Below are 26,988 nucleotides of genomic sequence, written 5' to 3' on the forward strand. Positions count from 1 at the left end.
TGAAGTGACCCCCGAGAGTTGGACGGTGGGGTCAAACGGCCGCTTGGGCCTGTTTCCGGTACTGTACCGGGCTCAGGCCCTTCAATTTCAATCTGATGCGCTCTTGGTTGTAGTACTTGATGTAATCCACGAGCCCAGCCTCCAGACTCTCGATGCTGTCAAAGCTGTTCAGGTAGAAAAATTCTGACTTCAGCGTCCCGAAAAAGCTTTCCATTGCCGCATTGTCCAGGCAGTTGCCACGCCGGGACATGCTTTGCTTCAACGAGTGCTTTTCCAGCATGTGCCGGTAGTTTTCATGCTGGTACTGCCAGCCCTGGTCGGAGTGGATCATGGGGCGCTCATCCGGGGAGAGCTTGTTGATGGCTTCGTCCAGCATCTGACCTACCAGATCGAACACGGGCTGACGCTTGATCTGATAAGCCACGATTTCGCCGTTGTAGAGGTCCATGATCGGCGACAGGTAGAGCTTCATCCCTTGCACCTTGAACTCGGTGACGTCGGTCACCCACTTCTGGTTGGGCCGCTCGGCATGGAACTGGCGATTGAGGTCATTGCCAACCACAACATTGGCTGCCCCTTTGAAAGATCGGTAGCGCTTCACGCGGACCCGTGATTTCAGGCCCATCTCTCCCATCAGACGCTGTACCCGCTTGTGATTGGTCCGATGGCCCTGATTGGCCAATTCCAGCGTCACCGTGCGATAGCCATAGCGCCCTTGGCTTTGATCGTAGATTGCACGGATGCGCTCGCACAGATCTGCCTCGTCCTGATCCGGATGGGCCAGGACATGGTTCTGGTAATAGAAAGTACTGCGCGACAGCTCTGCCGCTTCGAGCAGAAGCGACAGCGTATGAACCTGCCTCAATCCTTGGATGGCTTGCGCTTTGCGTCCTGCGCCGCCTGCTCTTCCCGGATCAAGGCATCGAGTTTTTTTAGGTAGTCGGTCTCCGCACGCAGATAGGCGACTTCCTTGAGCAGCTCATCGCGGCTCATATCCTCAGGTGGTTTGGACGAACGGGTCTTTTTCATCGGCTTTCGGGGCGGCAGCGGCGGCGGTGCCAACGCTTGGGCACCGCCCTGAGCATACAGGCGCCGCCACTGCCCCACTGCGCCGGCATCGCCAATCTGAAAGTAGGTGGTGGCCTCACGCCCGGACATGCCGTCCCGGCTCATCTTCTCCAGAACAGCCAGCTTGAACGCGAGGTCATAGGACCGGGTCTGGCGGTGAAACCCGCGCCAACCGTGCAGCCGATACGTAGCCACCCAGCGTCTGACCGTGGAGAACTCCAAACCGTGGTGTCGGGCGATGGCTTTGACCGACGTGGAGGTCTTGCAGGCTTCTTTGGCGACCTGCAGTTTGAATCGAGCTTCGTACCTGTTCATGTATCCCTCGGGGTTGGATCTGGCGTCCAACTCCCGGGGGTCACTTCACCTACCGGGGGCTTTCCCTCGTGCTTCGCTGATTTATACACGTCAGCAGCCAGTCCCGACATTTCACGCGCATGGTACGTTTCCTGGAGGCGCTCAGCTTCCTTTTCGTTCCCACTGTCGCGCAATTGCTGCACGAGAATATTCTGCTCATTGACTGCGCGGGCACGCGCCTCGCTCTCCGAACCATTCATGGCAAACTCCATTGCACCTTGAAGTGCCGCTTGTTTCGCGGCACCTATGGATTACCAGAACCTTTTGCTAGTGTCACGTCATCAGCAAATAGACAGGAAAAAAATGACCGTCATTTTTCACAATATGACGACAAAATTCCTCACAAGTGTGGCATGGATCACGCTTCTGCTTGTGACAGGGTGCTCTGGAACGTCTGCACACGGTGCCGATGGCTATTTCGAGGGAGCGGCATTACGGCTGGCAATTGCTGCTGAAAGCGGCGACGCCGATGCCATACGTCACCTCGTAAAGGACGAGGGCGTCAACCCGGACAAGGCGTTTTCAACGCGGGACGGAATTCCGCTGATCGCATGGCCGCTGCGGGCCCGCAACATCGAGGGACTCAAAGTGCTGCTCGACGTTGGGGCAGACCCCAATGCGCGTGAGTCAAAGCAGATGAATGGAGAACTGATCAGGTTCGACAACGCGATGGTCTACGCGGCCAAGATGGACGATCCTCGGTTCCTGGAACTGCTGCTGAAGCACGGAGGAGATCCCAACACACGAAACGTCAACAATGAAACGCTTCTCTTCCAAGCCTTCATCAGCGGGAACCAGTGGAAGAATGTCCAGACCCTGGTCAAGAACGGCGCAGACGTGAATGGATCCAACCGCAGAAGCCTGGGAGACGACACCGTCCTGAGCTGGTACACAGGAAGAGGCGCATTCGACTACGCATACTGGTTGCTGGAGCACGGTGCAGATCCCACCATTCCCGAGCACGTATCGGAAAGTTCGGGAAGATCTGCTCGGCAATTGATGGTTGAGGACATCTACTGGGAGATCACCACGCCGGACAACCTGCCGTGGCAGAAGAAATGCCAGCAGTGGCTGATCGAACGCAACATTCCCCGCCCGCCGATGCCTGAGCACATCCGCAGGAAGCGCGAGGCCTTCAAATTCCCGAGCAAGGAAGAAGATATTCCGCTGCTGTAGGGAGATCAGACATGGACGTTCACCTCCGACGCTTCTTTATGCATCACGCCCTTCTGGCGGCAGCGCTGCTCCTGCTTTCGGGCTGCACACCACAGTCAACGCATGGTGCCAGCGGTTACTTCAAGGGAAGGGCACTTGAGCTGGCCGTTGCCAGCGAGCAAGGGGATGCCGAGACGATCACGCGCATGATGAAGGACGAAGGAGTCGATCCCGACAAGGTCTTCGCTCGTGACGCTGGAATCCCCCTGGTGGCGTGGCCACTTCGGGCGAAAAATCTTGATGGGCTACGCGCTCTCCTGGACAACGGCGCAGATCCGAATGCACGCGCATACAAGACCGTGGATGGACGCAGGCTTGGTTACAACAATGCGATGGTCTACGCGGCAAAGATGGACGACCCTCGCTTCCTTGAGCTGCTGCTGAAGCACGGCGGAGACCCCAACACCCGCAACTCGGCCAACGAGACTCTACTGCTGCAGGCATTCCTCAGCGGAAATCAGTGGAAGAACATCCAGGTACTGATTGAGAACGGGGCCAACATCAATGAATCAAGCCTAGACCTGGGCGATGACACGGTACTTAGCTGGTACACCACGCGAGGCGGCTTCGACTACGCATACTGGCTGCTGGAACATGGTGCTGATCCCGCGATCGCAAAGCCGGAAGAGTCAAGCCAGCCTGGCCGGCAGAAGATGGTCGAAGACATCTATTGGGAGATCACCACGCCGGACAACCTGCCGTGGCAGAAGAAATGCCAGCAGTGGCTGATCGAACGCAACATTCCCCGCCCACCGATGCCCGAGCACATCCGCAGGAAGCGCGAGGCCTTCAAATTCCCGAGCAGGGAAGAAGACATCCCGCTGCTGTAATTCGTGTATCAGCGACCGGAAAGCAGCACGCAATCCTCCGGCAGGTGCATCCGCACCCTGCCCGCCACGCATTCGATGCGGAAGCTGCGTGCCTGCACCGGTTCGCCGTCCAGGTTCAAGGTCAGCGGCTGCGGCGCGTCGATCCGCAGCCAAGCCAGCTGCGCGCGTGTAGCGACACGTTCCAGCGCCGCTTCCTTGCCACCGGTCAGCATCTGTCCAAGGGTGGCGGCGACTTCACCTTCCAGTTCCGGCACCACGGTGACGTCCAGCAGGCCGTCATCGATCAGTGCCTGCGGGCACAGCTGCTGACCGCCACCGGCCTGACGGCCGTTGCCGATACCCAGCGCGATGAACCCACCTTCCCACTGGAAATCCGGCCCGCTCAGGCGCGCGGTGATCGGTTCGATGCGCCCGAGCTTGGCGATGCCGGTGATGACATACGCCAGACCGCCGAGCATCTTCTTCAAGCCCGCATCGGTTTCCACCGTGACCTGGGTACCGAAGCCACCGCTGGCGAGGTTGGCGCACCACCATGGCTTGCCGTCGGCATCGACACGCAGCAGATCCATCGGACGCGGCGTACTGCCGGCAATCAGTGCGAAGGCCTCCTGCGGCCCCACCGGAATGCCGGCAGCGGTTGCGAAATCGTTGGCGGTGCCCATCGGCACCAACGCCAGTGAAGGCAGCGCCCCGGCCGGCTCGTCACGATGCGCCAGCGTCTCGGCCACCGCGCTCAGCGTGCCGTCGCCACCGGCCGCCACGATCACGTCCACGCCGTGGTCGATGGCCTCGGCCACGTAGCGCTCGGCGTCACCGTCTTCCCAGGTCACCCGCACTTCCAGCTGCACGCCACGGTCGCGCCAGTGGCCCACGGCCTCGCGCAGGTCGTCGTTGCCTGCGGACTTGCCGTTGAGGATCAGGCGCCAGCGGGGGGTGCTCATGCGGTACTTCCAGGGAAAGGCGGCACAGGCTAGCAATCGCGCGTTCGGGGCCAGTGAAAGACGGTGGCAACCGTTCAGCCAAGCGCAATGACTGCGACCCTCAGGGGATGTTCTTGCGTATACAGCGGCTCGTCGGTGACGGTGCCGGTGTCGAATTCGTCAGACGCATCACTTTCCTCGAAACACATGAATCGAGGGTTGTTCCAGTCATCAAGCACGATGGGCTGCACAACGCTGCGGATATCCGTTGTCTCGACGTGGTGGCAGCCAAATGGCAGCTTACCGTGCAAGGATGACACCAGGCTCAGGCGCAGCTGGCGCACCTTCATGTCATGCCAGCAGTAGAACGTCATTGCGTGGCCTGCGACCTGCGCGGACCGGTGCGCGGCAACCCTGTGACTGAAGGCAACCACCTGCTCGACATCCAGGGTCACCTCCGCCGGCGGAGAGAATGCGCAGAGATTGCCGTGCGCCTCAGCGTTGATGTATTCCAGATCCATCACCAGCGCATCTTCTGCTGCAAACTGAAACCACGATTCAAGCAGGTCAGCGACATCGCTCTTCATCAGCGCATTCTAGTGCGCCTGCGCCACTCCCGGCAGGGTCGTTGACGACATCATGTCATTCGGTTGTCACCGAACACCCGGAGAATGGAAGGCCATAGCAGGGACGATGGATGGAGGCAGGATCAGCCTCCCACGCATGCAGCAAGGCCACGCCGGTGTTTGGCGTGGCCTTTTTTTTGCCTGCCAGGCGCATCCACGCATGGCGTGGATCTACTGTGCCCACGCACCGTCTTCAGTAGATCCACGCCATGCGTGGATGCATTCCGACTCAACCGTTGGCGAAATCGTGCAGCGCCTCACCTTCCAGCCGGTACACCGTCCACTCGTCCTGCGGCTTGGCGCCGGCGGCGGTGTAGAACTCGATGGCCGGCGTGTTCCAGTCCAGCACCGACCACTCGAAGCGGCCGCACCCTTCAGCCACCGCCTGCCGGGCGATGTACTTCAGCAGCGCCTTGCCCGCACCGGAACCACGCTTTTCCGGGCTCACGTACAGGTCTTCCAGGTAGATGCCCTTGCGGCCCAGCCAAGTGGAATAGTTGTAGAAGTACACCGCGTAGCCGATGGCTGCGCCGTTCGCCTCGCAGACCAGCGCGCGGGCGGTGGCGTCGGCGCCGAACAGGCTTTCGGCGATGCCGATTTCATCGGTCTGCACCGAATGCTCGGCCTTCTCGTAGATCGCCAGTTCGCGGATGAAGCGCAGGATCAGGCCAGCGTCGGCGACGGTAGCCGGGCGGATGTTCAACACGGCCACCGTGCTCATGGCTCAGCCCCGTGCCGCAGCGACGTTGGCGCGCATCTGCGCGATCACGTCCTGGTAGCTGGTCTTGGCGTTGAAGATGGCCGAGCCGGCGACAAAGGTATCGGCACCAGCGGCAGCGATCTCACCGATGTTGTCGGCCTTCACCCCGCCGTCGATCTCCAGGCGGATGTCACGGCCGCTGGCATCGATCTTCTTGCGCACCACGCGCAGCTTGTCCAATGCCGACGGGATGAACGCCTGGCCGCCGAAGCCCGGGTTGACCGACATCAGCAGCACCAGGTCGAGGTCGTCCAGCACCCAGTCGAGGATATCCACCGGGGTGGCCGGGTTCAGCACGATGCCCGGATTGCAGCCCAGCGAGCGGATCAGCTGGATGGTGCGGTGCACGTGGCGGCTGGCCTCCGGGTGGAAGCTGATGTAGGTGGCGCCGGCCTCGGCGAAGTCCGGGATGATGCGGTCCACCGGCTCGACCATCAGGTGCACGTCGATCGGTGCGGTGACGCCGTGCTTGCGCAGCGCCTGGCAGACCATCGGGCCGATGGTCAGGTTCGGCACGTAGTGGTTGTCCATCACGTCGAAATGGACCCAATCGGCGCCAGCGGCCAGGACGTTGTCGACTTCTTCGCCCAGGCGGGCGAAGTTGGCCGAGAGGATGGAAGGAGCGATGAGGCAGTTGGACATGGCCGGGGCCTTCGGAACGGGGAAAGGGGTCTCCCGCCCGCAGGCGGGACTGTGGGGTCAGCGCTTGCGCAGGGTCTTGATGCGGTCGTAGGCGGCGTTGATGCGCCGCGACTTCTGCTCGGCCTGCTGCTGCAGCTCGGGGGCGGCGCCGCCCAGCTTGTCGGGGTGGTACTGGGAGATCAGCTTGCGGTAGGCGCGCTCGACCTCGGCATCGGTGGCCTCGGAGGTCAGCCCCAGCTCGCGGTAGGGGTTCTCCTTGTTCAGGCGGAACCAGTCCGAGTCGAAAGCGTGGCCGATCAACAGGCCGACCACCGCGCCGAACAGCGGATTGGGCCGGAACAGCAGGGCCCCGGCGATGAAACCGAGCAGTTTTCCGTACCAGCGCATGGCGCTCCGGGGTCGGCCGACGAAATGGACGCTCATTTTACGTCACAGCGGGCCCGGACCGCTTTACACTAGGCCGCCCGCTGGTCAGCGGGCCCGCCGGGTCCGTTGGGCAGCCGTATCGACGAAGCCCCAGGAGTGCCCGTGCCAACCACGCTGTTGCAATCCGATCTCCCCGGCCTGCCCTTGCGCCACCGCGGCAAGGTGCGTGATGTGTTCGATATCCCGCGCGAGCGGCTGCCGGCCGGTACCCCGCCGGGGGACTACCTGTTGATGGTCGCCACCGATCGCCTGTCGGCGTTCGACGTGGTCCTGCCCGACCCGATTCCGGGCAAGGGCGAGATGCTCTGCCAGGTGTCCAACTTCTGGTTCGCCAAGACCGCGCACCTGATGCCCAACCACTTGACCGGCATCGATGTGGCCAGCGTGCTGCCCGAGGGCGTGGACGCGGCCCTGTACGCCAAGCGCGCGGTGGTCACCCGCAAGCTGAAGCCGGTACCGGTGGAAGCTATCGCCCGCGGTTACCTGATCGGCAGCGGCTGGAAGGACTACCAGCGCACCGGCAAGGTCAGCGGCATCGACCTGCCCGACGGCCTGCGCCAGGCCGAGCAGCTGCCAGAACCGATCTTCACCCCCTCGACCAAGGCCGCCGTGGGCGACCATGACGAGAACATCGACTTCGACGCGATGGTGAAGACGGTCGGTGCGGAGATGGCCGAGCGCGTGCGCGACGCCACGCTGCGCATCTACAAGTTCGCGGCCGATTACGCGCGCGAGCGCGGCATCATCCTGGCCGACACCAAATTCGAGTTCGGTACCGACGCCGATGGTCGCCTGTACATCATGGACGAGATGCTGACGCCGGATTCCTCGCGCTACTGGCCGGCCGACGAGTACGAAGTGGGCACCAGCCCGCCGAGCTACGACAAGCAGTTCGTGCGTGACTACCTGGAGACGCTGGACTGGGGCAAGACCGCCCCGGGTCCGAGCATCCCGGCCGAGATCATCGAGCGCACCCGCGCCAAGTACGCCGAGGCGCTGCAGCGCCTGGCCGGAATCAGCGTCGACTGATTCCCTGCGCCCCCGGCCGGTCTGGCTGGGGGCGGGTTTCCTGCGCCCCCCGGCAGCCAGGCATGGCCTGGCTCTACTGTCGGTTTCCCGGGGTAGGGCCGGCCGCTGGCCGGCAACCTCGGCGAACCTGCAGCCAGGCATGGCCTGGCTCTACTGGCGGCCCCGGCCGGGGTATGCTGGCCGCATGCAGACCACCACCCAGCTTGCGCGTCCGATCGACCGCTATTTCGCCAGCTACTCCGACGACCACCGCAATGTGGTCAACCAGCGCATCCACGTGGTGGCGGTGCCGGCGATCCTGTGGTCGGTGGTGGCCCTGCTGTGGTGCGTGCCGCCGCTGATCACCTGGTTCCAGTACGGCATCTGGTCGGCGTTCGCGATGTTCAGCGCCTGGTGCTTCTACAACAAACTGTCGCGCCCGCTGGGCATCGGGATGCTCATCCAGTTCTTCGTGTTCGGCTGCCTGTGCCGGCTGCTGGAAGCGGAAATCGGCCTGCACAATCTGTTCTGGCTGGCCATCGGCGTCTTCGTCGTCGCCTGGATCGCGCAGTTCATCGGCCACAAGTTCGAAGGCCGCAAGCCCAGCTTCCTGACCGACCTGACCTACCTGCTGATCGGCCCGGCCTGGGTGATGGCCAAGGCCTATCGCAAGCTCGACTGGCGCTACTGACCAGCTTCGCCGCATCGACGCGTTCGTTTCCTGAACGGGCAGATGCCATCACCAACGCTGCACGGCGCGCCTGCCAGCCTGCCGCGGTGACCTCCCCACCTTGCCCCGCCCAGCGGCGGCGGTCCCTGTGCGACAGGGGCTGCGGTCTCCCTGCGTGGGCGTAGGGTGGACCTGCCAACCGGGTCCTGACGGGGCATCCGCGCCGCATGCTGCATCGCAGAAAAAATGAATCAGCGCACGTTACATGCAATTGATCGCTGTTCAATGGGTTTCGGCGACATTTGGCGGCCTGTTATGCTCCCTGACCTGCTCGTGAATCATGGATTCCCTGCATGCTCCCCAGCCTGCCCCTGCTGCTGGCCCTGCCGTTCCTCATGGCAGTGGCTGTCGCAGCCTTCCCCCGTAGTTCGCGCTCGACTGCTGCCTGGCTGGCGGCGCTGGCGCCGTTGGGCGGGCTGGCGATCCTCGCCTGGCTGACCCCATCGGTGCTCGATGGCCAGGTGGTGCGGACGATGGTGCCGTGGCTGCCGCAGATCGGCCTGGACTTCACCCTGCGCCTGGATGGCCTGGCCTGGATGTTCGCCGGGCTGGTGCTGGGCATCGGTGCGCTGGTGGTGCTGTATGCGCGCTACTACCTGAGCCCGCAGGACAGCGCGCACCGCTTCTACACCTACCTGTTGCTGTTCATGGGCGCCATGCTGGGCATGGTGCTGTCGGGCAACCTGTTGCTGCTGATGATCTTCTGGGAAATGACCAGCATCAGCTCGTTCCTGCTGATCGGTTTCTGGTCGCATCGCCAGGACGCCCGCGAGGGCGCACGGATGGCGCTGGTGATCACCGGCGGCGGCGGCCTGGCCCTGCTGGCCGGCGTGCTGCTGATCGGACGCATCGTCGGCAGCTTCGACCTGGACGTGGTGCTGGCCGCCGGCGAGCAGATCCGCGCCAGTGCGCTGTACCCCTATGCGTTGTTCCTGGTGCTGGCGGGCATCTTCACCAAGAGCGCGCAGTTCCCGTTCCACTTCTGGCTGCCGCACGCGATGGCCGCGCCCACCCCGGTGTCGGCCTACCTGCACTCGGCCACCATGGTGAAGGCCGGCGTATTCCTGCTGGCGCGCCTGCATCCGGCGTTGGCCGGCAGCGATCTGTTCTTCTACACGGTCAGCGGCATCGGTGCGATCACCCTGCTGATCGGTGCCTGGAACGCCATCTTCCAGCATGACCTGAAGGGCCTGCTGGCCTATTCGACGATCTCGCACCTGGGCCTGATCACCCTGCTGTTCGGCCTGTCCACGCCGATGGCGGTGGTCGCCGGCGTGTTCCACATCCTCAACCACGCCACCTTCAAGGCCTCGCTGTTCATGGCCGCCGGCATCATCGACCACGAGACCGGCACCCGTGACATGCGCAAGCTCGGTGGCCTGCGCAAGCTGATGCCGTTCACCAGCGCGCTGGCGATCATCGCCTCGCTGGCGATGGCCGGCATCCCGCTGCTCAATGGCTTCCTGTCCAAGGAAATGCTGTTCGCCGAAGCGCTCTCGGCCGGTGGCACCGACACCATGCGCACGGCGGTGTCGATCGCCGCGCTGCTGGCCGGTGTGTTCGGCGTGGCCTACAGCCTGCGCTTCGTGCACGACACCTTCTTCGGCAAGGGCCCGCATGGCCTGGACCGCGTGCCGCACGAGCCGCCGCGCTGGATGAAGGTGCCGGTGGAGATCCTGGTGGTGATCTGCGTGGCGGTGGGTATCGCCCCGGCCGTGACCGTGGCCCCGGTACTGCACGTGGCAGCCGCCTCGATCCTCGGCAGCGCGATGCCCGAGTACAACCTGTCGATCTGGCATGGCTTCAACCTGCCGCTGGCGATGAGCGCCGCGGGCGTGGTCGGTGGCGTGGCCCTCTACTTCGGCCTGCGCAAGCTGATCGACCTGCATGGGGTGACCAACACCACGCCGGGACGCAACGTCTTCCACCACCAGCTGGACCTGCTGTCGGCCGGTGCGCAGCGGTTGACCGCCGGCATCGCCAACGGCAGCCTGCAGCGCATGCTGCTGGGCTTGGTGGTGGTGGCGATCGTGGTTGCCGCCGCGCCCTACATCGCCAACCCGGCCTCGCCGGAATGGACCAAACCGCAGCCCATCCCGCTGCTGGGCTGGGCACTGTGGCTGGTGATGATGTCCTGCGCGGTGGCGACGCTGCGCATGTACAAACAGCGCCTGCTGGCGGTGCTGCTGGTCGGCGGTGTCGGCCTGATGGTGGCACTGACCTTCGTGTTCCTGTCCGCACCGGACCTGGCACTGACCCAGCTGCTGGTGGAGATGGTGACCCTGGTGCTGATGCTGCTGGGCATGAACTATCTGCCCGCACAGTCCGGCCCGGAGCGGCCGCGCTGGCGTAAGCGCCGTGATGCGCTGATCGCGATCGTGGCCGGTGCCGGCCTCGGCGCGCTGGCCTACAGCGCGATGACCCTGCCGCCGAACACCATGGCCGGCGAACTGCTTGCCCGCGCCCTGCCCGAGGCGTACGGCCAGAACGTGGTCAACGTGATCCTGGTCGACTTCCGCGGCTTCGATACCTTCGGCGAGATCACCGTGTTCGGTATTGCCGCACTGGTCGTGCATGCGCTGCTGCGGCGTACGCGGATGGCGCCGGAGCAGATCATGCCCGGCCCGCCGATCAAGCTGCCGGTGCCGGCCGATCTGGCCCAGATCATGTTCCCGCTGACCCTGACGGTGTCGATCTTCCTGTTCCTGCGCGGCCACAACGCGCCGGGCGGTGGCTTCATCGCCGGCCTGGTGCTGGCGGTGCCGCTGCTGATCCAGTACGTGATCCAGGGCACCGCATCGGTGGAATCGCGCTTCGGCTTCGACTACATCCGCTGCATCGGTACCGGCCTGCTGATCGCCATCCTCAGCGGCGCCGCCTCGATGCTGTTCGGTGTGCCGTTCCTGACCAGTGGTCACCTGGACCTGCACCTGCCGTTGATCGGTGATGTACCGCTGGCCAGCGCGATTGGTTTTGATATCGGCGTGTACCTGGTGGTGTTCGGTGGCGCGATGCTGATGCTGTCGATGATGGCCACCGTCAAACCCTCGCGGACGCGCACCGCGCGCAAGGGCGAGATCGACCTGCAACGCCGCTCGGCACGAACGGGGGAGATGCACTGATGGAACTGGCCCTGGCCTCTGCGATCGGCGTGCTGACCGCCATCGGCATCTACCTGCTGCTGCGCGCGCGCAGCTTCGATGTGATCCTCGGCATGACCTTCCTGTCCTACGCCACCAACCTGCTGATCTTTGCCGGTGGCCGCGTGGTGCAGGGCAAGGCGCCGGTGCTGCAGGAAGGCGTGGAAAGCCAACTCGGCAACTACACCGATCCGCTGCCGCAGGCACTGGTACTGACTGCAATCGTGATCGCGTTTGCGATGACCGCCGTCAGCATCGTGCTGGCCATGCGCAGCCGCAGCGACAACCACAGTGACCATGTGGACGCGCACGAGCCGGACGACGATGCACCGCCGCGCCGGGGCGAGGACCGCGCATGAATCATCTGGTGATCCTGCCGATCCTGGTTCCGCTGCTCGGTGCGGCGCTGTCGCTGTTCGTTGAACACCGGCGCTATGGGCCGAAGGTACAGCGTGCCGTGGCGTGGACATCGCTGGCCGCACTGGCGGTGGTGGTCGGCCTGCTGTTCGCCGACACCGCAGGCGGCGACATCCGCGTCTACCTGCTGGGCGACTGGCCGTCGCGGCTGGGCATCGCGCTGGTCGCCGACCAGTTGTCCGCCTGGATGCTGCTGACCACCCTGCTGCTGGCCATTCCCTGCCTGCTGCACGCGTGTTCGGGCTGGGACCGGCGCGCACCGCACTTCCATGCGCTGTTCCAGTTCCAGCTGGTGGGCCTCAACGGCGCCTTCCTGACCGGCGACATCTTCAACCTGTTCGTGTTCTTCGAGGTGATGCTGATCGCCTCCTACGGCCTGCTGCTCAGTGGCGGCCGTGGCCTGCGCATGCGCATCGGCCTGCACTACGTGGTGTTCAACGTCACCGCCTCGACCCTGTTCCTGATTGCGCTGGGCCTGCTGTACGCCTCGCTGGGGTCGTTGAACATGGCCGAGCTGTCGCAGCGCATTGCCGAAGTGCCGCCGGCGCAGCTGACCCTGGTGAAGGCGACGATGGGCCTGTTGCTGCTGGTGTTCTGTGCCAAGGCCGCGCTGATGCCGCTGTACCTGTGGCTACCCGAATCGTATGCGCGTGCACCGGCGGCGGTGGCGGCGCTGTTTGCGATCATGACCAAGGTGGGCCTGTATGCCGTGCTGCGCATCCAGATGCTGTGGTTCGGAGAGGATGCGGGGGCGATGGCCGGCTACGGCCGTGACTGGCTGCTGTGGGCCGGTGTAGCGACGCTGGTGCTGGGCGGCCTGGGCGCATTGGCCGCAGCGCGCCTGCGCGTGTTGATTTCGTATCTGGTGATCGTTTCGGCGGCGACGCTGTTCATCGCATTTTCTGTCGGCACGCCGAAGGTGCTGTCGGCCGGCCTGTATTACCTGCCGCACAGCAGCTTCGTCGCCGCCGCCCTGTTCCTGGTCGCCGACCTGATCCGACGCCGCCGCGGCGGCGCCAGCGACCGCAAGGAAGTGATCGCGCCGATGCCCGGCAAGGAGACGCCCGCCGTGCTGTTCCTGATTGCGGCGGTGTCGGTGGCCGGCCTGCCGCCGCTGTCCGGCTTCCTGGCCAAGGCCGCGCTGTTGGCCGGCATGCCCGCGCAGTACACCGGCGCGGTGTGGACGGCAGTGCTGGTCAGCAGCCTGCTGGTCATCATGGGCCTGACCCGCGGTGGCATCCGCCTGTTCTGGCGCGTGCCGCTGCCCGATCCCGATGCACCACCACCGCGCAAGGCACCGCTGCGCCGTGTCGAGCTGTTTGCCGCCTGCATCCTGCTGGCCTACGGCATCGGCATGACGCTGTTCGCTGCCCCGCTGATGCAGCACACCGACGCCATCGCCACCCAGCTGCTGCAGCCGGGCGATTACGTGCAGCAGTTGCGCGCGACCACGCCGGAGATCCGCCAGCCATGACCGCCAAGCGTTCCCCGATCCGCCGCCTGCTGCCCTCGCCTGCGCTGAGCGTGATGGTGGTGGTGTTCTGGCTGCTGATGTCCGACAGCTTCACGCTCGGCCAGTTCCTGCTGGGCCTGCTGCTGGGCGTGGTGATTCCGCTGTTCGCTGCGCGCCTGGACCGCGAGTTCGCCCGCATCGGCACCCTGCGGCCGCTGCCGAAGCTGTTGTTCGTGACCCTGTGGGACATCCTGATGTCCAATATCCGCGTGGCCATCCAGGTGCTGGGCCCGGAAAAGAACATCCACCCCGGTTTCATCTGGCTGCCGCTGGACATCGCCAACATCCACGGCATTGCCGCGCTGACCAGCATGATCACCCTGACCCCCGGCACGGTGTCGGCCGCACTCAGCGACGACCGCAAGTTCCTGCTGGTGCACGTGCTGCACCTGGAAGACCCGCAGGAGCTGATCGACACGATCAAGCGCCGTTATGAAGCCCCGTTGATGGAGATCTTCCCATGACTGGATTCCAGATCATCCAGACCACCCTGGTGGTATGCATGCATGTGGTCGGCCTGGCCATGCTGCTGGCCACCTGGCGCCTGCTGCGCGGGCCGACCGTGCCCGACCGCATCCTTGCACTGGATACGCTGTCGGTGACCGCCATCGCCGAGCTGATGCTGTTCGGCATGTACCTCAATTCGGCGATCTACTTCGAGGCGGCGTTGATCATCGCCATGCTCGGCTTCGGCAGCACCGTGGTGCTGAGCAAGTTCGTGCTGCGCCGGGACATCGTCGAATGATCACCTTCATCCAGATCGCGCTGTCGATCCTGCTGTTGTTCGGCTGTTTCTTCATCCTGGTCGGCGCGCTGGGGCTGGTGAAGCTGTCCACCTTCTTCAAGCGCCTGCACGCACCGACCAAGGCCAGCACGCTGGGCGTGGGCTGCGTGCTGGTGTGCTCGGTGTGTTACCACATCTTCCTGGGCCAGGACCCGCAGCCGCGCGAGCTGCTGATCACCGTGTTCCTGTTCATCACCGCACCGATCAGCGCGCACCTGATGGCAAAGGCGGCGTTGTCGCTGCTGATGGAAACGCGCCCGAGCCTGCCGGGCAACGAGCGTGCCGAAGAAGAACAGCTGCCGCCGCCGGAACCGGAGCGGGAAGAGGAAACCACCGCGCGTTGACGGTGGGTGCCAACCGTTGGTCGGCACGACCCCGGATAACCGCCAGTAGAGCCAGGCCATGCCTGGCTGCGAGTTCGCCGAGGTTACCGGCCAGCGGCCGGCACTACCTCAGACCGGAGTGACCAGCGCGATTTCCAGCCCCAACCAGGCCACGAAAGCGCCCAGCAGCACCGCACCTTCGATGCGGCTGATGCGCAGGTCGCCGCGCAGCATCGGGTACAGCACCAATGCGAAGGCCAGCAGCGCCGGCAGTTCCAGGCGCACGAACGAAGCCGGCAGCGCCAGCGGCTGCAGCAGCCCCATCGCACCGATCACCAGCATCAGGTTGACCACGCTGGAACCGAGCACGTGGCCCAGCACCATGTCGCCGTGACCACGGCGCGCCGCCGCGACGGCGGCTGCCACCTCCGGCAACGCGGTGCCGATCGCCACCGGCAACAGACCGACCAGCAGCGGCGTCCAGCCCAGCGCAGCACCGAAATCAGCGGCAGCACCGACCACCAGGCGCGCGCCCCAATACAGCGCCACGGCGGCAATCAACACGCGCAGCACATTCAACGGCAGACTGGTGCGGCTCAGTGCCGACTCGGCGATGATCGCCTGTACCTCGGCGCTCTCATGGCGCCCGCGGCGCAGCAGCAGGAACTGCACCACCACGAACCCGGCCACCAGCACGCCAGCCTCCCAGCGCAGCAGGCGGCCATCCAGCCCGAACACGATCAGCAGCAGGCCCGCGGCCAGCAGCGCCCACCACAGCACCGTCTGCAGGCGGGCACGCAACAACAGCGGCGCGGCAATGGCAGCCATTGCCAGGGTCAGGCCGAGGTTGACGACGCTGCTGCCGACGGCGTTGCCCAAGGCAAGCTCGGGCTGGCCCACCACCAGCGCGCGAGCGTTGACCGCCAGCTCCGGCAGCGAAGTAGTGATGCCCAGCAACAGCAGGCCGGCGGTGAATGCGCTGGCACCGAAGCGCTGCGCCAGGCCGGAAACGGCTTTGACGATGGAGTCCCCACCCAGGGCCAGCAACAGCAGGCCGAGCAGGAACCAGGCAATGGCAATGGCGATCATCGAGCACTCCCCAGCGGTCGTGGCGCGATTCTACGCTCGGCCCACCCGCTGCGGGTGGCCGAGGAGGGTGGATCAGCCGCAGCCTTCGGCGTAGTCCACCTGCGGCGTCCTGCCGACCCGCCAGGCACCGACCTTGCCGTCAGCGCCGAGGGCGAAATCGATGATCGCCGCGCCCTCCTGCGCCGGGCGCACGCGCAGGTGCTGGGCCTTGTCGTCGTACTTGTCCGGGCCGACGTCGGCGCGCTCGGGATAGAGCACCTGCAGCTCGCCCAGGGTCATGCCGACGCGGCCGCCACCGGGGGCGACGATGGACGGGCTGCGCACGTCGTAGCGGACCAGCTTGCGCGCCTCGAACATCAGGCGCGGGTCTTCGGCGTCCTGCGGGCGCAGGAAGTAGCAGCCCTCATTGGCATCGTCGGCCGGCAGCGGCTTGCCGGCGGCATCGGTACCCAGGCCCTGCAACGGCGTGCCGAAGCCGCTGCGGACCTCGGCGATGCCGGCGCCCAGCGTGGCACCGCCGAAGCCATCCAGGCGTGCCGGGCTGTCGCGGCGCGGGTCCACCGGCGAAGCGGTGGCCAGATCGGCGTCGGCGGGGACGGAGGCATCCTTCGCCGGTGTGGCGGCGGCGGCAGGTGCGTCCGCCGCGGCAGTTTCGGGACTACGGTTGCAGGCGGCCAGCGACAACAACAGCAGGCCGGCGATCGGGAGGTGCTTCATCGGTGCGGATCCTTGGCACAGGGTGGGTGCACGCTACCCCAGCGCGCGTGCAGGCGCTGCATTGTCATCGCCGTTTCATCGCCCTCATTCAGGCTGGGCAAGCACCGACTTGGCTGTCCTCCCCATGCAACCGCGCAAGACCGACCTCGCCCGAACCGCGCTGCAGGCCCACCGCGCGCCGCTGGACATGCGCCAGCGACGGCTGCTGATCCTGTGCGATGGCCAGCGCAGCATCGCCGAGCTGACCACGCTGCTGGGGCAGGACGCGGCAGCGATGGTGATCCAGCTGATCCAGGCCGGATATCTGGTGACCGGCGCGGATGCCGCCGTTTCCATGCAGCCTGCGCCGAGTGTGGCTGCTGCCCCGCTGGCGCCGTCAGCCGCCGCAGCATCCACCGCGCCCGTCGAGCGACGCCGCTCGCTGGTCGCCGCGCGCATCTATGTGCTGGGAATCCTGGAGATGCAGCGGCATCCCAATGCAGCGGCGCTGTTCCGCGACCTGCAGCAGGCGCGTGCCGAAGGCGAGGTCCTGCGGGTGATGCAATCAGCGCTGCAGGTGTTGCCGGCGCTGACCTCGGAAGGCTACTGCCAACGTGTGCGGCAGCGACTGATGGAGGCATTGCCGGTGGAGCATTGCGACGCGTTCGCGGCCATCGCCTGATCCGGCGAACAGCATCCACGCGTGGCGTGGATCTACTGCATCACGAACCCCGATGGATCCACGCCGCGCGATATCGCGCCACCCAGTAGATCCACACCATGCGTGGATACGGTATCGCGCCACCCGGTAGATCCACGCCATGCGTGGATGCGGTATCGCGCTTCCCAGTAGATCCACGCCATGCGTGGATACGGACGATCAACGGAAATTGTTGCGCAGGCCGTTCCAGCACTGCTGGTAATCGCCCTGGCGGTGACCGGCGGCCAGCGCCTGCGCGGTCGGGCGGATCACCCCACGGGTCTCGAACATGAAGGCCATCGTGTCCTTGATCACGTCCGGCTTGGACAGGTCTGCACTGGAGGCTTTGTCGAAGGTCGGCGCATCCGGACCGTGGCCACTCATGCAGTTGTGCAACGACGCACCGCCCGGTACGAAGCCTTCGGCCTTGGCGTCGTAGGCACCATGCACCAGGCCCATGAACTCGCTGGCAATGTTGCGGTGGAACCACGGCGGACGGAACGTGTTCTGCGCCACCAGCCAGCGCGGCGGGAAGATCGCAAAATCCATGTTGCTGGTGCCCGCCGTGTCGCTGGGCGAGTGCAGCACCAGGAAGATCGACGGATCGGGGTGGTCGTGGCTGATCGAGCCGATGGTGTTGAAGCGGCGCAGGTCGTAGCGGTACGGCGCGTAGTTGCCGTGCCAGGCGACCACGTCCAGCGGCGAATGATCGATCGGGGCACGCCACAGGCGGCCGTCGAACTTGGCAATCAGTTCGAAATCGCCGTCGATGTCTTCAAACGCGGCATGCGGGGTCTCGAAGTCGCGCGGATTGGCCAGGCCGTTGGAGCCGATCGGGCCCAGGTCGGGCAGCTTCAGCAGTGCGCCGAAGTTCTCGCAGATGTAGCCACGGCTCGGGCCGTCAGGCAGCTCGACGCGGAAGCGCACGCCGCGCGGAATCACCGCGATCTGCTGCGGTTCGATCTCGATCACGCCCAGTTCGGTCAGCAGCCGCAGGCTGCCCAGCTGCGGCACGATCAGCAGCTCGCCGTCGGCGTCGTAGAAGTAGCGGCCGACCATGTCACGGTTGGCCGCGTACAGATGGATACCAACACCGGCATGCGCGTCGGGCGAACCGTTGCCGCCCATCGTGTACAGACCTTCGACGAAATCGGTCGGCAGTTCCGGCAGCGGCAGCGGGCTCCAGCGCAGCTGGTTCGGCGAAGCGGGCTGCGCACCGAAATCGCCCTGCAGCTGCGATTGCGCGAACGGAGTGAACTCGCCGTGGGTCACCGCCGGACGGATCCGATACAGCCAGCTGCGGCGGTTGCTGCCGCGCGGTGCGGTGAACGCGGTGCCGGTCAGCTGCTCGGCATACAGGCCATGGGCCACCTTCTGCGGCGAATTCTGGCCGACGGGCAGTGCACCGGGCACGGCCTCGCTGGCGAACTCGTTGCCGAAACCGGACTGGTAGCCGCGGGCGGTGATGGAGGGGGACATGGGGGCTCCTGGGTACGGCGGGACCGGAACGGAAAGCAGCCGAGCATGGCTCGGCTCTACAGATGGGCAGGCGCCGGGACTGGCCCGGCGCTACCGAAGACGTTACAGCACGCCGCGACGGATCTGGTCGCGCTCGATGCTCTCGAACAGCGCGGTGAAGTTGCCTTCGCCGAAGCCTTCGTTGCCCTTGCGCTGGATGATCTCGAAGAAGATCGGGCCGATGCAGTTCTGGGTGAAGATCTGCAGCAGCTTGCGCTGATGGGTTTCCGGGTCGGCGTCGATCAGGATCTTGTTCTTCGCCAGGCGGGCGACGTCCTCACCGTGGTTCGGCACGCGCTGGTCGATCACGTCGAAGTAGGTCTCCGGCGTGTCGAGGAAATCCACGCCCTGCGCGCGCATTGCTTCAACGGTCTCGTAGATGTTCTCGGTGAAGCAGGCGATGTGCTGGATGCCCTCGCCCTTGTACGCGTCCAGGTACTCATTGATCTGGCTCTTCGGATCGGACGACTCGTTCAGCGGAATGCGCACGATGCCGTCCGGCGCGGTCATCGCCTTGGACACCAGGCCGGTCTTCAGGCCCTTGATGTCGAAGTAACGGATCTCGCGGAAGTTGAACAGACGCTCGTAGTAGTCCGACCACTGCTGCATGTTGCCGAAGTACAGGTTGTGGGTCAGGTGGTCGATGAAGGTCAGGCCGAAGCCCTTCGGGCGCAGCTCGGCGCCGGCGATCAGCTCGTAGTCGCCATCAAAGATGCTGCCGGCATCGCCGTAGCGATCCACCAGGTACAGCATGCAGTCGCCGATGCCCTTGATGACCGGGGCGTTGACCGCCTTGCTCTCCGGCTTGAAGGCGATGGCTTCGGCGCCATTGCCCAGCGCGGTCTGGTAGACCTCCGCGCCCGGCTTCTTGAAGCGGATGGCGAAGCCGCAGGCGCACGGGCCGTGCTTCTCGGCGAAATCGGCAGCGAACGAATCGGGGTCTTCATTGACCAGGAAGTTGACGTCGCCCTGGCGATAGACGGTAATCGGACGCTGCTTGTGCTTGAGCACCGCGCTGAAGCCCATCTTGCGGAAGTACTCGTGCAGCTCGGCACCACGGCCGGCCGGTGCGGCGAATTCGACGAACTCGAAGCCGTCGATGCCCATCGGATTTTCGAAGGTGGTGACCTGCATGCCGGGGTTGGGATGCGAGGCGGACGGGACTGCGGTATTCATGGCGTGGCTCCGAATCGGTGCCGCATCGGCACAAACCAGGTGCGGGCGGGGTTGGACCCGGCGAGAATGCAGGGTACGGACCCAACACTTATAGTTACACTTGAAACCACCAGCAAGGTGCACCGCAACATGAGCCCCGCCGATCCCGCTTCCACCCGCCTGCGTGCCTCCCACGTCCTGCTCGACCTGGAACAGTTCCTGCCGTACCGGCTGAGCGTGCTGTCCAACCGGGTCAGCGGCAACATCGCCAAGCTGTACGGCGACCGCTATGGCCTGGCCATCCCGGAGTGGCGGGTGATCACCATCCTGGCGCTGTACCCCGGCTCGTCGGCCAGCGAGGTCTCCGACCGCACGGCGATGGACAAGGTGGCGGTCAGCCGCGCGGTGGCCCGCCTGCTGGAGCGCGGTTTCATCAAGCGTGAGACGCATGGCGATGACCGCCGCCGTTCGGTGCTGGCGCTGTCGGCGGCGGGGTTCGAGGTGTACGAGACGATCGCGCCGATGGTGATCGAGATCACCCGCAAGCTGATGTCGGTGCTGAGCGAGGAAGAGGAGCAGGTGCTGGAGAAGCTGATCCTGCGCCTGGCCGGCGATGGCCTGGAGCGGATGGGCGAAGGGGTCTGACCCCTTCGGGGCGGCGCCCCCCGCCGCCCTTGGTCGGTGTCGACCTTGGTCGACCCATGGATCCACGCCAGGCGTGGATGATGTCGCGGGCTGCGCTGTGAGGGATCCGGCGCAGGCCATTGATCACGTGCAACGCGCGGTGTTCATGGCCCGCCGACGAACGGTCTTTCGGCCGGGTTCGACTCGACGTGTCGCGTTTACCACCTGATGTTTCGGCATCGGGCCGGTAGAGTTCTGATCGACAGAGCGGTTGTATCGAAATTCGCGCATCGAATGGCATTGCCTATTGGACTGCCGGTCCCATCGGCCCGAGGGTAGGCGCGCAGCGGAGCACCGCTGCCGGGGTTGAAAGCCCGTCCATCAAACGCGTAACGACGCTGCACCAATGGTGCCCATCTGAAGGTGGGCGCCATTCTGCAGCCGGGTCTGCCTTATGGCGGGCGGTGCGTGGGGCCTGGTGCCCACCGTTTTCGCGTTTGAGCGGTCTTTCAACCACGCATCGCCTGCCGCCTTTCCGGCGGCCTCTCCCCGGAGCTTCGCCATGACACGCCCCCATCACCCCCCTGCCGACCCCATCGACCGCGAAGCCGACCTGCAGCGCATCGATGAGGCGTTGGCCACGTTGGAAACGGTCACCCAGGCGTGGTTCGAACATCAGCGCCTGAAGGCCTGCCAGCCGGGCCTGCTGCTGTCGTTGAACCGGCTGCTCGACCTGACCAGTCTCGCCAAGGGCTATGCCAGTGCGCTGCGGGTGATTGCTGAACCCTGACCCTGCTGGAAGGCACCTCATGGATGACACACCGCCCCTCACCCTGCCGCATACCCACGATCTGCTGGCTGATATCCGGGCACTGATATCCACGGCCCGCGCCGGGATGGTGAGGACCGTCAATGCCGAACTGACGCTGCTGTACTGGCGCATAGGACGTCGCATCCATGTCGATCAGATGGGTGGACGCCGGGCACGCTATGGAGAGGTCCTGTTCAAGCGCATCGCCAGGATACTGTCTGCCGAGTTCGGCGGTTCGTTCGGTGAAAAGAGCCTGCGCAGGATGGTGCAGTTCTCCATCGCATTTGCCGACGAGCAGATTGTCGTATCACTGCTACGACAATTGAGCTGGACCCATTTCATCGCGCTGATCCCGCTGTCTGATCCGCTCAAGCGCGACTTCTACGCCCAGATGGCCAGCACGGAAGGCTGGAGCGTCCGCATGTTGCGCCAGCGCATCGACTCGATGCTGTACGAACGTACGGCCCTTTCCAGCCAACCCGAGCAGACCATTGCCAATGAGCTGTCGGCGTTGCGCAGGAACCAGCAGCTCTCCCCGGGCCTGGTCCTGCGCGACCCGTACGTCCTGGATTTTCTCGGGCTGAAGGAATGCTGGGACGAGCAGGAGCTGGAAGGCGCCATCCTGCGTGAGATGCAGGGATTCCTGCTTGAACTCGGGGCAGGCTTCAGTTTCGTCGCCCGCCAGAAACGCATCCAGATCGACGACGATGACTTCCATCTCGACCTGTTGTTCTATAACCGCCGCCTGCGCAGGCTGGTGGCCGTCGAATTGAAGATCGGTGACTTCAAGCCTGCGTACAAGGGCCAGATGGAGCTCTATCTGCGTTGGCTGGATCGGTATGAGCGAGAGGAAGGTGAGGAGGCGCCGCTGGGCATCATCCTTTGCACAGGCAAGAAGGCAGGCCAGATCGAGTTGCTGGAACTGGACCGCTCAGGCATCCATGTGGCGGAGTACCTGACATCTCTTCCCTCACGTGAAGTGCTCAAGCAACGGCTGCAGGCCGCCACGGAGCGTGCACGGCAACGCATGGAGTTCACTGCTGCAGAGATCGACCGTTAGGGGGTCAACAGATCTACACCACGCGCGGATGGCCCACGTACTCAGCTCAGATGCTTGCGCCGCGCATGGATCCACGGCACCGCAAGCGCGCCGATGGCGCCGCCGGCAAAGCCCAGCGAGGCGGCAACGGTGGCCGCTTCAACGGCCCCGGGCAACGCCAGCGCGGCAGTGACCAGCAGCAGCGACGGCAGGCCGACGAAGGTGCCCAGGAAGAACGGCCAGCGCGGCGACCAGGTGTTGAGCTGCAGCAGGCTGACCGGCTGCCACGCCTCGGACGCGGCGTCTTCGGCGATCTTCGCGACGACTCTGCCCAGATCCACTTCCGGCAGCAGCTTGCCCGGACGGGCGGCGGCAATCGCCTCGGCCACGGCCTCGACGGGCGGGAAGCTGCCCGGCCACGCCACCGGTGCGGGCACGCCATAGGCGGTCAGCAGGGGCACGCTCAGCCACGGCGCCACCAGCGGCCGCAGCCTGCGCCGGCCATGCACGCACCAGATCTGCGGCTGGCCGTGCGCGGTCACGCTGTACAACGCCAGCTCGCCCGGCGGCGGGTAGCCCAGCATGGTCACCCGTGCCGCCAGGCTGTCCTGGTCCATCGCACGCAGGAAGCCGGGGCGGCTGCGCCCTTCCTGCATCCAGGCCAGGCCGAGCGCGCCGACCAGATAGGCCTCGGCGACATCCTTGCTGCCCGCGGTGGCGCGGTCATCGCTGGCCAGATACCAGGCCAGTGACTTCGGTTCGGGTACGTCGGCCAGGCCCCAGCGGCTGTCATCGCCCAGCACATGGCGCACCGGCAGGCGGGCCGGTGCGGTTTCACCTCGCTCGCCGGGCTGCAGGAACGGCAGCACGCCCTGCACGAAACTGGACAGGTCGATCGCGCGCACGCCGTTGCCGTGCCATTCCGGCGGCAGCAGACCGGCCAATTGCCCTTCGGCGGCCAGTCGATCCAGCCGCGCCTTCTGTTCCACCAGCTTCTGCACCGCGCCCTTCAGCACCACGTTGTCGGGCAAGGCGATCTGCGGCAACCGATGCCGCGGCGGTGCGAGTTCGAGGGCTTCCGCGCCGGTGCCGGCGTCGTCCAGCAGGGCTTCCTGCGGCGGCAGGCTCACGCCATCAGGCGCCTCACCTTCGGCCAGTGAGCTGGCAGGTTCGGGCAGGCGTTCGGCGTGGTCGCTGTGCATGGGCGCTCCGGTCGCGCCGGGTGGCGCAGTGAGGTCCTTGCCATTAACGGCCGAAGGGTAATGATCTGTAGATCCACGCCACGCGTGGATGGCCGGGCAGCGGCAGGCGCCGGACGCTACCGCGGCGTTGGCGGCGCCCACTGCTTGAGGAACGCCATCACGCGTGCGGTCTGCACGATCCTGCCCTTGTGCATCGCTTCGCTGGGCTGTGGCGCCAGCAGGGTGCCGTCGGCATCGATCACCAGCAGGTGCGGGTGTTCGCCTTGCAGCGGCGGGAACTGGCCCAGGAAGGCCGCGTTCGGGTTCTCGGCGCTGTCGTTGACCTTTACCCACACGTAGTGGGCATCACGGAAGCGGCGCAGATCGCCATTGCCTTCCACGGCTTCGTCCAGCGCATGGCAGGGCTCGCAGGCGGCGTTGCCCACTTCCAGGATGATGCGCTTGTTGCCGCGCTGGGCTTCGACCTTGGCCGTTTCCAGGTCGGCAACGGGGTCGCGGGCCGGGTCGAACTGCGCGCCAAGCCCGGCGATGGCGGCGATATCAGCCGCCGCCGGAGTGTTGCCCGAGGCCACCGGTTCGCTGGGGTCAGCGACCGGTGGCTCGGTGGGGCGGGTATCCAGGGGCTGCGTGGGTTCGGGGGCCGCAGGAGGTTGAGGCTGCGAACAAGCGCCGATCAGCGCCGCACACACCACTGCCACCACTGCACCACCGAACGTTGTACGCATGCCCACTACCCTCTCATTACTTCACGCCGTGCATCAGCTTGTTGATCAGCGGCGCGACCAGGAACAGGACCACACCCGAACCGATCAAGGCCCAGAAGCCGAAGGTATACCCCTTCAGTGCCGATTCGACCGTCATGCCGCCTTCACCACTGACCGCGCCGGCGAAAATGCCCGACAGGTTGTTGCCGATGCCGGTGGACAGGAACCAGCCACCCATGCCGAAGCCGACCAGGCGTACCGGTGCCAGCTTGGTCACCATAGACAGGCCGATCGGCGACAGGCACAGCTCACCGACCGACTGGATGACATAGACCATGAACAGGGTCCAGAACGGGATCTTGCCGTCCACGACCATGGTCGACAGAGCGAACATCAGCAGTGCGAAGGCCGCGCCGTTGAACAGCAGGCCGAGGCCGAACTTGCGCGGGATGGACGGATTGGCGCGGCCCAGGGCCACCCAGATCCAGGCGATGATCGGCGCCAGGGTGATGATCGCCACCGAGTTGACCGACTGGAACCATGCGGTCGGGAAGGTCCACTCACCCAGCTGGCGGTTGACGATGTTCTCGGCCAGGAAGGTGAAGGAGCTGCCGGCCTGTTCGAAGAACATCCAGAACATGACGTTGAAGGCGAAGATGATCAGCATGGCGATCACGCGGTCGCGCTGCACTTTGCCCTCGCGGATGCCTTCCACCAGCAGCAGCACGGCCAGGGCGGCAAACATCACGCCGAGGATCCAGGCCAGCGCGGTGGCGCCGGTGGCGAGCAGGAAGTAAGCCACCGGAATGGCGAACAGCGAACCGACCAGCACCATGATGATGCGGCCGAAACCTTCAGCACCAGCCGGCGGTGCACCGATGCCCTTCAGGCCGGCACGACCGATGTAGAACCACACCAGCGAGATCAGCATGCCCACGCCGGAGGCGATGAACACGACCTTGTAGGAGGGCATTTCCGAGGTGCCGAAGACCTTGCGGGCCAGGTACTCGGTCAGCACCGGGGCGATCATCGCGCCGATGTTGATGCCCATGTAGAAGATGGTGAAGCCCGAGTCGCGGCGTTCGTCCTTCAGGCCGTACAGCTTGCCGACCATGGTCGAGATGTTGGGCTTGAACAGACCGTTGCCGACGATGATCGTGGCCAGGCCGAGCTTGAAGATGTGCTCCTGCGGCAGCGAGATCATGAACAGGCCGACGGCCATGATGATCGCGCCGGTCAGGATCGAGCGCTGGTAACCCAGTACCCGGTCGGCCACGTAGCCGCCGAAGATCGCGGCGGCATACACCAGCGCCAGGTAGGCACCGTAGATGCGGCTGGCGTCGCCTTCACCGGCGGCGTTGCCGTTGTAGAACTGGGCAACGATGTACAGCACCAACGCCCAGCGGATGCCGTAGAACGCAAAGCGCTCCCAGAACTCGGTCATGAACAGCATCCACAACGGGCGCGGGTGGCCCATCGTGGTGTTGAAGTCCGGCAGCGCCGGCTCTGGGGTGTTCGCAGTGGCGTTTACGCTCATGCGGAATTCCTGGTTCGGTGGATGGAGGCACGTCCGATGTGCGGTGAAGCAACGCGCGAGGATCACCGACTTCTGGCGTTCACGTCAAATACACGCCGTTTGAGGCAGGTCGCAGCCTGCTCGCTGAACTTGCATCTGAAACGATCCAGCCAGCCGCAGGCGGCCAAGCTGAATGGGGATCAGGCCAGATCCGGTGGGGGCGCGACCTGCAGCGTGGTGCGCACCTGGAACAATTCAGGGAAGAAGGTCAGCTCCAGCGCCTTGGCCAGGAAGCCCACGCCGGAGGAGCCGCCGGTGCCGCGCTTGAAGCCGATCACCCGCATCACCGTGCGCATGTGTCGGAACCGCCACAGCTGGAAGGCCGTTTCCAGGTCCACCAGGTCCTCGCACAGCGCGTACTCGCGCCAGTAGCGGTCAGTGTCCTGGTAGATGCGTTCAAAGACCGGCTGCAGTGCGTCATCGGCCACATGCGGCTGGGTCCAGTCGTGCGCCTCGTACACCGCCGGCACGGCGTGGCCGAAGCGGGCCAGGTACTTCAGGAACTCCTCGTACAGGCTCGGCGCCTCCAGCACGGTGCGCAGCTGCGCCTGCCCGGCCGTATCGTGCTCGAACACCTGCAGCATCTGCGCGTTCTTGTTGCCCAGCAGGAACTCGATGTAGCGGTACTGCAGCGACTGGAAGCCCGAGGACGGGCCCAGCACGTCGCGGAAACCCATGTACTCGGACGGAGTGAGCGTCTCCAGTACCGACCACTGCTCGGTCAGCTGGCGCAGCACCTGCTTGCTGCGCGCCAGCACCTTGCGGCACTGCCAGACCTCGTCGCGCTGCAGGAAACCGATTGCCGCACCCAGCTCGTGGCCCAACAGCTTCAGCCACAGCTCGGAGGTCTGGTGCTGGATGATGAAGAGCATCTCGTCGTGATGCGGCGGATTGGACAGCGGCTGCTGCGCGCTGAGCAGCTGGTCCAGCCGCAGGTAGCCGCCGTAGGTCAGCCGCCCCTGCAGGTCGGTGTGGATACCGGCTTCGAGATCGCGTTGGTTGTTGTCGACGGACATGGGCGGGACCAGATCGGGGGCGGCAAGGGTAGCGCGTTGCTGCCGCGCTGGCAGCCGTGATGACCGTACCGGGGCGTGCGGCGCGGCTGTGGAACGGCCGTT

The 26,988-nt window shown here is 65.2% G+C and carries 28 protein-coding genes; 14 read left to right on the top strand and 14 right to left on the bottom strand.

Features of this window, described 5'->3' with window-relative positions; translation table 11 throughout:
* Positions 1-31 precede the first annotated feature (31 nt).
* Positions 32-1,383, bottom strand: a protein-coding gene (locus AC13GI_RS06210) for an IS3 family transposase (RefSeq protein WP_482995612.1) whose coding sequence is annotated in 2 segments (ribosomal slippage) — positions 32-936 and positions 936-1,383 — 1,353 coding nt in all. Because the reading frame shifts where the segments join, the coding sequence is not laid out codon by codon here.
* 342 nt (positions 1,384-1,725) lie between these two features.
* Here AC13GI_RS06210 and AC13GI_RS06215 point away from each other — a divergent pair.
* Entirely contained in the window at positions 1,726-2,598 is an 873-nt protein-coding gene (locus tag AC13GI_RS06215; protein WP_482995814.1) for an ankyrin repeat domain-containing protein, read from the top strand.
* 11 nt (positions 2,599-2,609) lie between these two features.
* Positions 2,610-3,467 carry an ankyrin repeat domain-containing protein gene (locus AC13GI_RS06220; RefSeq protein WP_482995815.1) on the top strand — a complete coding sequence of 286 codons (858 nt, stop codon included), beginning with the start codon at positions 2,610-2,612 and terminating at the stop codon, positions 3,465-3,467.
* 8 nt (positions 3,468-3,475) lie between these two features.
* Here the strand turns inward: AC13GI_RS06220 and yegS are convergent, their stop codons facing one another.
* The 5 genes from yegS to AC13GI_RS06245 form a co-directional block, all read right to left on the bottom strand.
* On the bottom strand, positions 3,476-4,408 hold the full coding sequence (gene yegS / locus AC13GI_RS06225; protein ID WP_482995816.1) for a lipid kinase YegS: 933 nt from the start codon (positions 4,406-4,408) through the stop codon (positions 3,476-3,478).
* A 74-nt stretch (positions 4,409-4,482) separates the two neighbouring features.
* The gene (locus AC13GI_RS06230; protein ID WP_482995817.1) at positions 4,483-4,974 is read right to left on the bottom strand and encodes a hypothetical protein; all 492 of its coding nucleotides are present in this window, start codon (positions 4,972-4,974) and stop codon (positions 4,483-4,485) included.
* A gap of 268 nt (positions 4,975-5,242) precedes the next feature.
* Positions 5,243-5,725, bottom strand: coding sequence for a GNAT family N-acetyltransferase (locus tag AC13GI_RS06235; protein ID WP_482995972.1), 483 nt, complete (start codon positions 5,723-5,725; stop codon positions 5,243-5,245).
* Between the two features lie 12 nt (positions 5,726-5,737).
* A complete protein-coding gene (gene rpe / locus AC13GI_RS06240; RefSeq protein WP_482995818.1) occupies positions 5,738-6,415 on the bottom strand; it encodes a ribulose-phosphate 3-epimerase in 678 nt (225 codons plus the stop codon).
* Positions 6,416-6,472: 57 nt separating this feature from the next.
* Positions 6,473-6,802, bottom strand: a complete 330-nt coding sequence (locus AC13GI_RS06245) for a J domain-containing protein (RefSeq protein WP_005411327.1) — start codon at positions 6,800-6,802, stop codon at positions 6,473-6,475.
* A gap of 141 nt (positions 6,803-6,943) precedes the next feature.
* On the opposite strand from AC13GI_RS06245, the gene AC13GI_RS06250 reads away from it, so the two are divergent.
* The 8 genes from AC13GI_RS06250 (at position 6,944) to AC13GI_RS06285 (ending at position 14,777) form a co-directional block, all read left to right on the top strand.
* On the top strand, positions 6,944-7,870 hold the full coding sequence (locus AC13GI_RS06250) for a phosphoribosylaminoimidazolesuccinocarboxamide synthase (protein ID WP_162291998.1): 927 nt from the start codon (positions 6,944-6,946) through the stop codon (positions 7,868-7,870).
* 184 nt (positions 7,871-8,054) lie between these two features.
* The gene (locus tag AC13GI_RS06255; RefSeq protein ID WP_100462165.1) at positions 8,055-8,540 is read left to right on the top strand and encodes an Mpo1 family 2-hydroxy fatty acid dioxygenase; all 486 of its coding nucleotides are present in this window, start codon (positions 8,055-8,057) and stop codon (positions 8,538-8,540) included.
* A gap of 332 nt (positions 8,541-8,872) precedes the next feature.
* Positions 8,873-11,701, top strand: a complete 2,829-nt coding sequence (locus AC13GI_RS06260) for a monovalent cation/H+ antiporter subunit A (RefSeq protein WP_482995819.1) — start codon at positions 8,873-8,875, stop codon at positions 11,699-11,701.
* Positions 11,701-12,078, top strand: a complete 378-nt coding sequence (locus AC13GI_RS06265; RefSeq protein WP_482995820.1) for a Na+/H+ antiporter subunit C — start codon at positions 11,701-11,703, stop codon at positions 12,076-12,078. The genes AC13GI_RS06260 and AC13GI_RS06265 overlap by 1 nt, the downstream gene beginning before the upstream one ends.
* Positions 12,075-13,610 (top strand): monovalent cation/H+ antiporter subunit D, encoded by a 1,536-nt coding sequence (locus AC13GI_RS06270; RefSeq protein WP_099819701.1) that lies wholly within the window; start codon positions 12,075-12,077, stop codon positions 13,608-13,610. The genes AC13GI_RS06265 and AC13GI_RS06270 overlap by 4 nt, the downstream gene beginning before the upstream one ends.
* Positions 13,607-14,113, top strand: a complete 507-nt coding sequence (locus tag AC13GI_RS06275; RefSeq protein ID WP_025874599.1) for a Na+/H+ antiporter subunit E — start codon at positions 13,607-13,609, stop codon at positions 14,111-14,113. Before AC13GI_RS06270 ends, AC13GI_RS06275 begins: the two co-directional genes overlap by 4 nt.
* The gene (locus tag AC13GI_RS06280) at positions 14,110-14,394 is read left to right on the top strand and encodes a K+/H+ antiporter subunit F (RefSeq protein WP_025874598.1); all 285 of its coding nucleotides are present in this window, start codon (positions 14,110-14,112) and stop codon (positions 14,392-14,394) included. Before AC13GI_RS06275 ends, AC13GI_RS06280 begins: the two co-directional genes overlap by 4 nt.
* On the top strand, positions 14,391-14,777 hold the full coding sequence (locus tag AC13GI_RS06285) for a Na+/H+ antiporter subunit G (RefSeq protein WP_205405217.1): 387 nt from the start codon (positions 14,391-14,393) through the stop codon (positions 14,775-14,777). The genes AC13GI_RS06280 and AC13GI_RS06285 overlap by 4 nt, the downstream gene beginning before the upstream one ends.
* Before the next feature lie 108 nt (positions 14,778-14,885).
* Here the strand turns inward: AC13GI_RS06285 and AC13GI_RS06290 are convergent, their stop codons facing one another.
* The gene (locus AC13GI_RS06290; RefSeq protein ID WP_380656596.1) at positions 14,886-15,845 is read right to left on the bottom strand and encodes a sodium:calcium antiporter; all 960 of its coding nucleotides are present in this window, start codon (positions 15,843-15,845) and stop codon (positions 14,886-14,888) included.
* Between the two features lie 72 nt (positions 15,846-15,917).
* Positions 15,918-16,562: a hypothetical protein gene (locus AC13GI_RS06295; protein WP_205405219.1), complete on the bottom strand. Its 645-nt coding sequence runs from the start codon at positions 16,560-16,562 to the stop codon at positions 15,918-15,920.
* A gap of 124 nt (positions 16,563-16,686) precedes the next feature.
* Between AC13GI_RS06295 and AC13GI_RS06300 the strand changes: the two genes are divergently transcribed.
* Positions 16,687-17,223, top strand: a complete 537-nt coding sequence (locus AC13GI_RS06300) for a hypothetical protein (RefSeq protein WP_482995821.1) — start codon at positions 16,687-16,689, stop codon at positions 17,221-17,223.
* A gap of 198 nt (positions 17,224-17,421) precedes the next feature.
* Here AC13GI_RS06300 and hmgA read toward each other — a convergent pair whose 3' ends face one another.
* The gene (gene hmgA / locus AC13GI_RS06305; RefSeq protein ID WP_482995822.1) at positions 17,422-18,720 is read right to left on the bottom strand and encodes a homogentisate 1,2-dioxygenase; all 1,299 of its coding nucleotides are present in this window, start codon (positions 18,718-18,720) and stop codon (positions 17,422-17,424) included.
* Positions 18,721-18,822: 102 nt separating this feature from the next.
* Positions 18,823-19,935 carry a 4-hydroxyphenylpyruvate dioxygenase gene (hppD, locus tag AC13GI_RS06310; protein ID WP_170919610.1) on the bottom strand — a complete coding sequence of 371 codons (1,113 nt, stop codon included), beginning with the start codon at positions 19,933-19,935 and terminating at the stop codon, positions 18,823-18,825.
* A 129-nt stretch (positions 19,936-20,064) separates the two neighbouring features.
* Here hppD and AC13GI_RS06315 point away from each other — a divergent pair, with 129 nt between their 5' ends.
* The 3 genes from AC13GI_RS06315 to AC13GI_RS06325 all read left to right on the top strand — a co-directional run bounded on the left by AC13GI_RS06315 (position 20,065) and on the right by AC13GI_RS06325 (position 22,409).
* Positions 20,065-20,559, top strand: a complete 495-nt coding sequence (locus AC13GI_RS06315; protein ID WP_050815698.1) for a MarR family winged helix-turn-helix transcriptional regulator — start codon at positions 20,065-20,067, stop codon at positions 20,557-20,559.
* A gap of 541 nt (positions 20,560-21,100) precedes the next feature.
* Positions 21,101-21,328: a hypothetical protein gene (locus tag AC13GI_RS06320; protein WP_482995823.1), complete on the top strand. Its 228-nt coding sequence runs from the start codon at positions 21,101-21,103 to the stop codon at positions 21,326-21,328.
* Between the two features lie 19 nt (positions 21,329-21,347).
* On the top strand, positions 21,348-22,409 hold the full coding sequence (locus AC13GI_RS06325; RefSeq protein ID WP_180165204.1) for a PDDEXK nuclease domain-containing protein: 1,062 nt from the start codon (positions 21,348-21,350) through the stop codon (positions 22,407-22,409).
* A 41-nt stretch (positions 22,410-22,450) separates the two neighbouring features.
* Here the strand turns inward: AC13GI_RS06325 and AC13GI_RS06330 are convergent, their stop codons facing one another.
* The 4 genes from AC13GI_RS06330 to AC13GI_RS06345 form a co-directional block, all read right to left on the bottom strand.
* The gene (locus tag AC13GI_RS06330) at positions 22,451-23,590 is read right to left on the bottom strand and encodes a hypothetical protein (RefSeq protein ID WP_482995824.1); all 1,140 of its coding nucleotides are present in this window, start codon (positions 23,588-23,590) and stop codon (positions 22,451-22,453) included.
* A gap of 116 nt (positions 23,591-23,706) precedes the next feature.
* On the bottom strand, positions 23,707-24,315 hold the full coding sequence (locus AC13GI_RS06335; RefSeq protein WP_482995825.1) for a thioredoxin family protein: 609 nt from the start codon (positions 24,313-24,315) through the stop codon (positions 23,707-23,709).
* A 16-nt stretch (positions 24,316-24,331) separates the two neighbouring features.
* On the bottom strand, positions 24,332-25,831 hold the full coding sequence (locus AC13GI_RS06340) for a peptide MFS transporter (RefSeq protein ID WP_100553839.1): 1,500 nt from the start codon (positions 25,829-25,831) through the stop codon (positions 24,332-24,334).
* Between the two features lie 179 nt (positions 25,832-26,010).
* The gene (locus tag AC13GI_RS06345) at positions 26,011-26,886 is read right to left on the bottom strand and encodes a tryptophan 2,3-dioxygenase (protein ID WP_205405225.1); all 876 of its coding nucleotides are present in this window, start codon (positions 26,884-26,886) and stop codon (positions 26,011-26,013) included.
* Between the last annotated feature and the right edge of the window lie 102 nt (positions 26,887-26,988).

The organism is Stenotrophomonas sp. 82F1, assembly GCF_056861525.1.